Source organism: Pseudomonas sp. NPDC088368 (assembly GCF_044753445.1).
GTDB classification, from domain to species: domain Bacteria; phylum Pseudomonadota; class Gammaproteobacteria; order Pseudomonadales; family Pseudomonadaceae; genus Aquipseudomonas; species Aquipseudomonas bambusae.
In genome coordinates, this window is sequence record NZ_JBIVNG010000013.1 from 210,650 (window position 1) to 221,777 (window position 11,128).

Sequence of the window (11,128 nt, forward strand, 5' to 3'; positions counted from 1 at the left end):
GAAAGCTGGCGACCGCCGAAGCAGTCGCCAGAGGTGCTATCAGTGGTGGTCGACCTTGATGGTTGCCGCGTCGCCGCCTGCGATCAATGAATTGATCGTAGTCGATGACGAGAAGTGCACGTTGTCCAGCTTGATCGTCACGTCCGCATTGGCCAGGCCGCCCGCTGCGTTCAGCTGACCTGTCGAGCTGACCGCCAGTTGAGCGGAACCGTCTGCGGCGGTCGTCAACTTCAGGAAGTTGTCGATGGTCGCGTCGGATTCGTTCTGCAGCAGGTCGCGGAGGTCGATGGTGTCTTTCTCCCCCTGGCTGAAGTCCTTGATGACGTCGATGCCGCCGTTGGTGTTCAGGTCTCCCTGTTTCCAGACGAAGGTGTCCGCACCCGCGCCGCCTACCAGAATGTCGTTGCCTTTGCCGCCGGTCAGGGTGTCGTTGCCACCTTGCCCGAACAGGATGTCATCACCATCGCCGCCCAAGAGCTTGTCGTTACCATCTGGCAGGCCAGTGGTGTTCGAGGTCTTGGTCATCGTGGCGACGTCATCGACATGGCTGGTCACGAACTGGTGCAGCGCCTTGTCAGTGATCGTCGACACGTCGACTTTCAATGTGTCCGCTGCGAATGCCTTCAGTGCCGAGACACCTTGCAGCGCGGTGCCTGCCTTCGAGGTGTAATCAATCAGGTCGCCGAACAGGATGTCGTTGCCGGCACCGCCGTTCACCGTGTCATCGCCTGGGCCGAGCAGCGTCTCCTTGCTGAGGATGGCGTTGCTCAGGTCAGTCACCTTGATGCTGGACTGCGAATGCTGATTGCTGTCGTAGTCATTCAGCGCTGTGCCGGTCACCGGGGTGTCGTTGGTGTTGTTCAGGCCAATGGCTTCAACCGCCGTATGACCGTTGCTCTGCAGCGAGGCGAAGGCCAGCTTCGATTCCGCAGTGACCCCGTCAGTGGTGGTGCCGCCGTCGCCGCCAACCGGGGTGTACACGTTTTTGCTTGAACTGCCGTCAACGGCACCAATGATGCTGCGGCTCCAGTTGCCATCCCTGTCCTGGGTCCACTGATAGACCTCGCCGTTGGCGGTGATGATGGTCACGCCATTGGATGTCAGGGCGGTACCCTGCTGCCAGCTGCTCAGCTTCTGATCGAGCGTCACATCGTCATTGGTGTTGTTGTAGAAGTCGATCAACGTCGGGTGCAGCGTCGCTTTGTTGTCCACGGTGAACGTTGGCAAACCGTCGGTAATGAAGTACGTCAGGTTCTGAGCGTTCGTGTTGCTGGTGGCCGCCGAGCTGGTGAACCAGTTCTGCGTGGCCTGGAACACGGCCTCGTAGTTGGTGCCGCCACCGCTGGTCATGCTGTTGAGGAAGTCAGCTTTCAGGCTATCGAGGTTGTAGTTCTTCAGATCCAGCGTAAAGGACTTGTGTACCGTGCTGTCGAAATCGACCAGGAACACCTGCACTTTGCCTGCGCCTACGGTACTCGCCGCTGTACTGAGCTGGTTCAGGGCCGAGGTCAGTTGGGTTTTCATCTGATCCAGGATGGAGCTCATGCTGCCCGAGCTGTCCAGCATGAACGCGACGTTGTAGTTCTGACCGGCGACCAGTTTGATCGCATGTACGTCGGCCACGACGACGTCGTTGGCGGCGGTGCCGTTGAAAGTATCCGCGCCGGCAAGGCCTTCGGTGGCCTTGAACGTGCCTGGGTTGACGGTGATCGTGGTGCTGGCGATGTTGCTGTCCGCCTGGCCGTCGTTTGCCACGACGTTAATGGTGCGGGTGGCCACCGTCGTATCCGTGGTGCTGAAGGTGACCGCCTTGATCGCATCCTGGAACGCGGTCAGGGTCGCTGGCGCCGACGTCGAGGCGCTGGTCAGCGTGACGACTCCGTTGCTGACCGTTGCCGTCACACCATTGTTCAGCGCCCACACCTTGGAGATGTCGAGGGTATCGCCCGCTTGTGCAGTGGCAATGCTGATCGTCACCTTGCTCAGGGTGGTGTTGTCGGTGTCGGTCAGCTTCACACCAGGTGATGCGGTTGTGTTGCCGATTGGAGCACCGTTGCCACCCAGCACGTAGGTGCTGGTGTAACCGGTCTTGCTCGTACCATCGGACGTGTCCAGGTCGATTACCGGGGCAACGTTCGCTTTCACGGTGATGGTGCTGACGGCGGTATTCGAATTGCCTGCGCCATCGTTGACCACGACGTTGATTGTACGGGTGCCGCCGGTGTTGGTGGTGCTGAAGGTGACTGCTTTGAGCGCGTCCTGGAAGTCGGTAAGCGCGCTGCCACCCGCATTCTTGCTGGTCAGCGTGAGGACACCATTGGCGTTGCTGGTGACCGAAATCGAGCTCGGCAGTGCACCGTACGCCAGTGCGTCGCCCGCCAGATAGCCGTTGACGGTAACGGTGGCTGACTGGAGCGTGGTGTTGTCGACGTCAGTGATTACTACTGCACTGGCGATGGCCACCGCTTCATGACCCAGCGTGAAGCTGTTGGCATAGCCGGTGGCAGCCGAGCCATCCGCAGTGTTCAGGTCCAGCACGGGCGGATCGTTGACCGCCACCACATTGACCGTCACGTACGCCGTATTCGACGTGTTGGCACCGTCAGTAATGGTGTAGCTGAACTTCACCAGACCGGAGATATCTTTGGCTGGCGTGAAGATGACGTTGTTCGACGCGTCCATGACCACGGAGCCGACGACTTTTCCGGTGGAGTCAACGACCGACGATGGGGTCGTCAGATTTTTGCTTCCTTGGAGCGAGTTGATGCTCAGCGTGGTGCTGTCAGGGTCCGTGTCGTTGGCGAGCAGTGTGCTCGCCTTGATGACCAGCGACTGATCTTCAAGCGTGGTCAGCGTGTCGTGAGACGTCGTCGCAGTGGCGGTGCCCAGAGGGCTGTAGGTGCCAATGACGTTGTTGACGACCGGTGCGATGGCCACCTGAAGTTTCGCGTGGACGCCCTGATCCCAATAGACGATCTGAACGTCATGGGCTTTATCGCCCGTCACCGTGAACTGTGTTGCCTTGGTGACGACGGAGGTGTTGGCATCGTAAGCAGCCACTTGCTTGCCGTCGATGAGGACGATGTAGCCATCGTCTGCGGTCACCTGCATCGAGTAGGTACCCGGCTTCAGATTGACTTGGCCGGACAGTTCGATGATCGCGTCACTGGTTGTCGTCTGGGTGGTTCCGTTGGTGTAGACGATCGAGCTTTGATCGCTGCCAAGGAATGCACTCAGGTTGCCGCTGCGCCCCAGGTCATTGCTGAACGTGTTGCTCAGGTAGCTGACCGACGTCGACGTGAAGGTTGCATCCGCGTTGTGAGTAGCAATGAAATCCATTGCCTGCTTGATGGTGCCCAGGTTCGGGCCATCGAAGCCAGCGCCGGTGCCTTCCTTGTAGCCGTAGTAATTGCCCTGCAGGCCCGGGAACGATGTGCCTTTGTCGTCGACGGCGACCGGCGGCTGGTTGACCACGGTGATGGAGGTGGTCGAGCTCGACGTAGCGTTGGACGTACCGGTGCCATCGTTGGCGACCACTGTCACGGTCCGCACCGTGCTGGTGTCCGGGTGGGTGCTGGTGTTGCTGTAGGTGATGCCTTTGAGGGCATCCTGGTAGTTGGCGTAGGTGGTCGACGCGTTACCGGTGAGGGTGATCACGTTGCCTGTTTGACTGACGGTGATGCCGCCCGCCAGAGGACCTGCGGCGATGTTCAGCTTGTCGCCATCAGCGCTGACAGGGTTGTTCAGGGTCACAGTCACGCTGGCAATCTTGTCGCCATTGGCATCGCTGACCTGCACGCCTGTGTCGGCAATGGAAATGGCGCCGCCTTTCTGCGTGAAGGTGGTGCTGTAGTCGTTGCCTTTATGCGCGTCATCGGTGCCCGGCCCGTTGAGATCGACGACAGGCGCGATGTTAGGCGCGATGGTGATCGTGCTGACGGCAGTGTTCGACGCGTGGTTCAACGGCTGGCCGTCGTCGGCGATGACGTTGATGCTGCGCGATGGGCTGCTGGTGTCGGTGGTGCTGAAGGTGATCGCCTGAATCGCCTTCTGGAAGTCGGCCAGGGTTGGCGTTGCTCCAGTGGCGGCGGTCAGGGTGATCGTGCCATTGCTGTACGCGCTGGCCACAACCGTGGACGGCATGTTGGCCGCAACGGCGGTCAGCAGGTCGCCGGTTTGTGGGCCAACGACGCTGACTGTCACCTTGCTCAGTGTTGTGGTGTCAGCGTCAGACAGGCTGACGCTCGACAGTGCCGTGGTGTTGGCGATCGCCACACCCGCGTGGCCAGCCACGTAGTTGCCTGCGTAGCCGGAACCGTCTTTCGCGGTGTCCAGGTCCAGAACCGGGGCGTCGTTGACCAGCACCATTTTCACGGTGGTGGTAGCGCTGCCGACAGAGTTGGAACCGCTGCCATCGTCAACTTTCACCGTCACGGTACGATCCGCAGGGCTTGGGTTGTTGCTGGTGTTGCTGAACGTGATGTTCTTGATCGCGTTCTGCACATCGGCCAGGGTGGTGGCGGTGGTGCCTTTGAGGGTGATCACGTTGGCGACAGAGGTGTCCGCCGTAATGCCACCGGTCAATGCGCCCAGCGTCAGCTTGTCGCCATCCGCCGTGACCGGGTTGGTCAGGGTCACGGTCACGGTGTAGACCGTGCCGCTGTCCTTGTCGCTGTCAACGAGGGTCAAGGTGCTGTCAGCAATTGAAGTGCCGGCGGTGCTCTTCTCGGTGAAGCTGGTGACGTAGTTCACGCCATCGTGAGCCGCATCGGTGCCTGGACCGCTGAGGTCGATAACCGGCGCGGCGTTGGCTTTGACCGAAATCACCGAGTTTGCCGTACCAATATGCGTGCCCGTGCCGCCGTCATCGACGGTGACTTTCACGGTACGGTCGCCCGTGGTGGTGTCGGTGGTGCTGAAGGTGATCGCCTTGATAGCGGTGGCGTAATCCGCCTGCGAAGCGGTGCCGGTCAGCTCGATGTGGGTTGCGTTCGACTTGGATGCATCGACTGTGATGCCCGTTGGCAACGTGCCGACAGTCAGCTTGTCGCCCAATTTCAGGCCAGCGGCGTCGATGTCGATCACGGCGCCTTTGAGGGTGGTGCCATCCGGATCGGTGATCAGCGTGGTCGGCGCAGCGATGGCAACACCGGTGTGACCCTGAATCGCGGTCGCAGCGAAATCATTGCCCGCAGTGGCCGGGCCGTTGAGGTCGATCACAGGCGCATCGTTAACCAGCACCATTTTCACGGTGGTGGTAGCGCTGCCGACAGCGTTCGAGCCGCTGCCATCGTCAACTTTCACCGTCACGGTGCGATCCGCTGGGCTTGGGTTGTTGCTGGTGTTGCTGAACGTGATGTTTTTGATCGCGTTCTGCACGTCGGCCAGGGTGGTGGCCGTGGTGCCTTTGAGGGTGATCACGTTGGCGACAGAGGTGTCCGCCGTAATGCCACCGGTCAATGCGCCGAGGGTGAGCTTGTCGCCATCCGCCGTTACAGGGTTGGTCAGGGTCACGGTCACGGTGTAGACCGTGCCGCTGTCCTTGTCGCTGTCAACGAGGGTCAAGGTGCTGTCAGCAATTGAAGTGCCGGCGGCGCTCTTCTCGGTGAAGCTGGTGACATAGTTCACGCCATCGTGAGCCGCATCAGTGCCTGGGCCGCTGAGGTCGATAACCGGCGCGGCGTTGGCTTTGACCGAAATCACCGAGCTCGCAGTACCGGTGTGCGTGCCAGTGCCGCCGTCATCGACGGTGACTTTCACGGTACGGTCGCCCGTGGTGGTGTCGGTGGTGCTGAAGGTGATGCGCTGGATCGCGGTGGCGTAATCCGCCTGCGAAGCCGTGCCGGTCAGCTCGATGTGCGTCGCAGTCGACTTGGAGGCATCGACGGTGATGCCCGTTGGCAGTGTGCCCACGGTCAACTTGTCACCGGTTTTGGAACCAGTGCTGATGTCGATCACGGCGCCTTTGAGGGTGGTGCCATCCGGATCGGTGATCAGCGTGGTCGGCGCAGCGATGGCAACACCGGTGTGACCCTGGGTTGCGGTCGCAGCGAAGTCGTTACCCGCAGTGGCCGGGCCGTTCAGATCGATCACAGGGGCATCGTTGACCAGAACCATTTTCACGGTGGTGGTAGCGCTGCCGACAGAGTTGGAACCGCTGCCATCGTCAACTTTCACCGTCACGGTACGATCCGCAGGGCTTGGGTTGTTGCTGGTGTTGCTGAACGTGATGTTCTTGATCGCGTTCTGGATGTCAGCCAGCGTGGTGGCCGTGGTGCCTTTCAAAGTGATGACGTTGGCGACAGAGGTGTCCGCCGTGATGCCACCGGTCAATGCGCCGAGGTTCAGCGTGTCGCCGTCTTTGGAGACCGGGTTGGTCAGGGTCACGGTCACGGTGTAGACCGTGCCGCTGTCCTTGTCGCTGTCGGTCAGGGTCAAAGTGCTGTCCGCGATGGACGTGCCGGCGGTGCTCTTCTCGGTGAAGCTGGTGACGTAGTTCACGCCATCGTGAGCCGCATCGGTGCCTGGACCGCTGAGGTCGATAACCGGCGCGGCGTTGGCTTTGACCGAAATGACCGAGTTTGCAGTACCGGTGTGCGTGCCAGTGCCGCCGTCATCGACGGTGACTTTCACGGTACGGTCGCCCGTGGTGGTGTCGGTGGTGCTGAAGGTGATCGCCTTGATGGCGGTGGCGTAATCAGCCTGCGAAGCCGTGCCGGTCAGCTCGATGTGCGTCGCGGTCGATTTGGACGCATCGACCGTGATGCCGTTTGGCAAGGTGCCGACAGTCAGCTTGTCGCCGGTTTTCAGGCCGGTGCCGATATCGATGACCGCACCTTTAATGGTGGTGCCATCCGGATCGGTGATCAGCGTGGTCGGCGCGGCGATGGCGACACCGGTGTGACCCTGGGTTGCGGTCGCAGCGAAGTCGTTGCCTGCAGTGGCCGGGCCGTTGAGGTCGATCACTGGGGCGTCGTTGACCGGCACCATTTTCACGGTGGTGGTAGCGCTGCCGACAGCGTTCGAGCCGCTGCCATCGTCAACTTTCACCGTCACGGTACGATCCGCAGGGCTTGGGTTGTTGCTGGTGTTGCTGAACGTGATGTTCTTGATCGCGTTCTGCACGTCGGCCAGGGTGGTGGCGGTGGTGCCTTTGAGGGTGATCACGTTGGCGACAGAGGTGTCCGCCGTAATGCCACCGGTCAATGCGCCCAGCGTCAGCTTGTCGCCATCCGCCGTGACCGGGTTGGTCAGGGTCACGGTCACGGTGTAGACCGTGCCGCTGTCCTTGTCGCTGTCAACGAGGGTCAAGGTGCTGTCAGCAATTGAAGTGCCGGCGGTGCTCTTCTCGGTGAAGCTGGTGACGTAGTTCACGCCATCGTGAGCCGCATCGGTGCCTGGACCGCTGAGGTCGATGACCGGCGCGGCGTTGGCTTTTACCGAGATCACCGAGTTTGCAGTACCGGTGTGCGTACCTGTGCCGCCGTCATCGACGGTGACTTTCACGGTACGGTCGCCTGTGGTGGTGTCGGTGGTGCTGAAGGTGATCGCCTTGATGGCGGTGGCGTAATCCGCCTGCGAAGCGGTGCCGGTCAGCTCGATGTGCGTTGTGGTCGATTTGGACGCATCGACCGTGATGCCGTTTGGCAAGGTGCCGACAGTCAGCTTGTCGCCGGTTTTCAGGCCGGTGCCGATATCGATGACCGCACCTTTGATGGTGGTGCCATCCGGATCGGTGATCAGCGTGGTCGGCGCAGCGATGGCAACACCGGTGTGACCCTGAATCGCGGTCGCAGCGAAATCATTGCCCGCAGTGGCCGGGCCGTTGAGGTCGATCACTGGGGCGTCGTTGACCGGCACTACGTTAACCGTGGTGGTCGCGCTCGACGTCGCCGTTGCGGTGCCGGTGCCGTCATCGACGGTAATGGTGATGGTGCGCGGCGTCGTGTCCGGGTTGGTGCTGGAGTTGCTGTACGTGATGTTTTTGATCGCAGCCTGGTAATCCGCGAAGGTGGTCGCGCTGGTACCGGTCAGCACGATCTTGCCCGCCGTGCTGGTATCTGCGGTGATGCCATGCAGACCAGCGAGGCTGCCCAGGTTCAGCGAGTCGCTCGTTTTGGCGTTGGTCAGCGTGATCGTCACCGACTTCAGTGTGCTGCCGTCGTGGTCGGTGAGGCTGGTTTGCAAGCCAGCAATCGACACCGGGCTGCCTTTTTCGGTGAACGTCGTGCTGTAGTCATGGCCCAGCGTCGTGGTGTCCAGATCCAGTACCGGCGCGGTGTTCACCGGCTGGTGCACGATGACCGAGAGTGTCTTGGAGGTTTCGGCGTGATCGCCGTTCTCTTTCTCTGTGGATGTGGCCGTGACCTTCAGGGTGAAGTTGGTGGTGCCGACGGTTGGTGTGATAGTCAGGCCCGACAGATTCCAGCCGGTGACATCGACATTGCCTTGTGCGTCAGCCGTCGCGCTGTGGGTCGCATCTTTCAGCACCGCGCCCGCAGGCACGCCGCTGATTTTCACGCTCAGCGTTTCAGAGCCGTCGGTATCGGTCAGTGCCGGCGAAATTGAAACCAGCGAAATGGCCTTGCCTGCGGTGCCTTCGTTCAGCGCGTAGCCGGTGTAGAAACCTTCAACCGCGTTACCCTTGACGTTCAGCGCGCTGACGTCGATACCGGCTGCCTGCAAGTCGGCAATCGAGTTGTAGGTCGGCACGCCACTGCTGCCCAGCGGTGTTGCTGCGCCGCCGTTGACCGACATCTGGACTTCGTAGTTGCCCGGGCCGTTCTGGTTGTAGTGGTACAGCTCAAGGGTGTAATAGCCGGACACGCTTGGCGTGTAGGCGCTGCCAATGATCTTGCCCGACTGGACGTTCCAGCTGGCGGTCGCCACGTTGGTGCCACCGACGTTGATCAGCAGGCTGTCGTCGCCGTGACCGCTGAAGGCGTAGGACTTGCCCGCTTCGAGGTAGATCAGGCCCGTAGTCAGCGACCCGGTGCCCTGCACGACATTCGTGCTCACGTAGTTGGCAACGGTAGTGGTGCTGTGCGCCAGGCTGCCATTGGAGGCCGCCGCGTCGAACACCGTTTTCAGGTTGGCAGTGGGTTCGCCACCGCCATCGGTGTGCAGACCGCTCAGGTTGCCGACCCAGGTGACTTGCGTCAGACCGGTCGAAGGCAACGTTGGCGCTGCTGTCGCGGCACTGCCTGGCAGGACAGTCGAGCCCAGGTCCAAATTCGGTGCGTCGGCAATCGGCTTCACGTCGATGTGCAGAGTCGCGTTGCTGCCAGTGACGGCATCTGCGCCCGAACCGAAGACCGGCTTGAACGTCAGCTGTGCGTAATCCGGGCTGATGCCCGACGCGTTGTGCACTGGTACGAACTGCAACAGACCGCCCGTGACGTCAGCCTTGCTGATGGTCAGGCCGTTGCTGCCCAGGTCCGATGTGGTCAGCGTTTGGCCTTTGTAGACCAGCGAGCCTGCGGTGGGCAGGGACGTGATCACAATGCCGGACGCTGGCGAGCCAGACGAGTTGATGCCCAGCGAATCCCACGACACGGTTTGCGTGGCGTCTTCGTCGCCGAGGATCGTGCCGCCCGCTGCGCCCTGCACGTTGATCGTGGTAGTGGCTGGCAACGACGCATGATTCAGCTCGGCGCCGTCATCCACGAGCACGGTGATGGTACGCGGCGTGGTTACGGTCGAGGTCGTGCTGAACGTGATGGCGTGGATCGCGTCCTGGAAATCCTTCAGGGTCGGCGTGCCGGTCGCACTGGCGGTCAGCGTGATCACACCTGGAGAGGTTTGAGTCGCCACGACGCCATTGTTCAGCGCTGCCACTTTGGAGAAGTCCAGCGCATCGCCGTTTTGTGAGCCGTTGAGCGTAACTGTCGCGAAACTCAGTGTCTTGCTGTCAACGTCAGTGACCGTAGCGGAACCCGCCGAGATCGCAACGCCTGCCTGACCTTGGGTGACGGTGGTGGTGTAGTCGACGCCGTTCGAGGTGCCGACGACGGTGTCCGGGCCGTTGAGGTCGATCACAGGGGCGTCATTGACTGACGTAACAGTGACAGTCGCGGTGGCGGCTGTCGTACTTGTCTTGCCCAGATCATCGACGACATTGAAGTTGAAGGTCGTATCACCGTTCCAATCGTGGTTTGGCTGGAAGTACAAGGTCACAGTGCCGTCGGATTCAGCGGCGATGGTGCTGTTGGCAACGACCTTGACCGTCATCGCGGGGTCGCTGTACAGCGTGCCGTTGTCAGGCAGGTTATTGATGACGAAGGACTTCACCGCGCCGTCGGTGTCTTTCCCGTGCAGGGTGACAGCGATTTGGGGAGCGTCTTCAAGACCGGTCGCCGAGCTGTTTTGAGCTTCGGGCGCTACGTTGGTGACCACCGTTGGAGTAGCGTTACCGGTCGCGGACTTCAGACCGTCGCTGACGGTGACTTCAATGGCTGGCAGTTTCGTGCCCGCATTGACTGCGGCGATACCGGCTGTGGTCAGCAACACGTCGTTGCCGCTGATGACGTAGTAGGTTTTGCTCGCGTCGGACAGGGTTACGGTCAGTTGATCGTGAGCGGTTTCTTTATCGCTGTAATCCAATTTACCGGCGACAGTCGTCGCATCAGCTTTGCCTTCGGCCAATTCACTACCGGTGACCTTGATTTCCGGCGCGTCGTTAGTAACGACGGTCGGAGTGGCGTTACCGCTCGCCGACTTCAGACCATCCGAAACGGTAACTTCGATAGCAGGCAGCTTCGTGCCAGCGTTAACAGCGTCGATACCGGTCTGTGTCAGCAGCACATCGTTGCCGCTGATGGTGTAGTACTTGGCGCTTTCAGGCGACAGGGAAACAGTCAGCTTGTCGTGCGCAGTTTCCTTGTCGCTGTAGTCCAGCTTGCCGGCGACGGTAGTCGCATCGGCCTTGCCTTCATCCAGGCTATTAGCGGTGACTTTGATTTCCGGTGCGTCGTTGGTGACCACGGTCGGAGTGGCGTTACCGGTCGCCGATTTCAGGCCGTCGCTGACGGTGACTTCAATGGCAGGCAGCTTGGTGCCAGCATTGACTGCGGCGATACCGGCTGCGGTCAGCAGGACATCGTTGCCGCTGATGGTGTAGTACTTGGCA

1 protein-coding gene is annotated in these 11,128 nt (G+C 60.9%); it reads right to left on the reverse strand.

Going from position 1 to position 11,128, the window contains the following annotated elements:
- Window positions 1-39: 39 nt before the first annotated feature.
- Window positions 40-10,983 carry a type I secretion C-terminal target domain-containing protein gene (locus ACIQAL_RS26635; protein WP_401150600.1) on the reverse strand — a complete coding sequence of 3,648 codons (10,944 nt, stop codon included), beginning with the start codon at window positions 10,981-10,983 and terminating at the stop codon, window positions 40-42.
- Window positions 10,984-11,128: the final 145 nt, after the last annotated feature.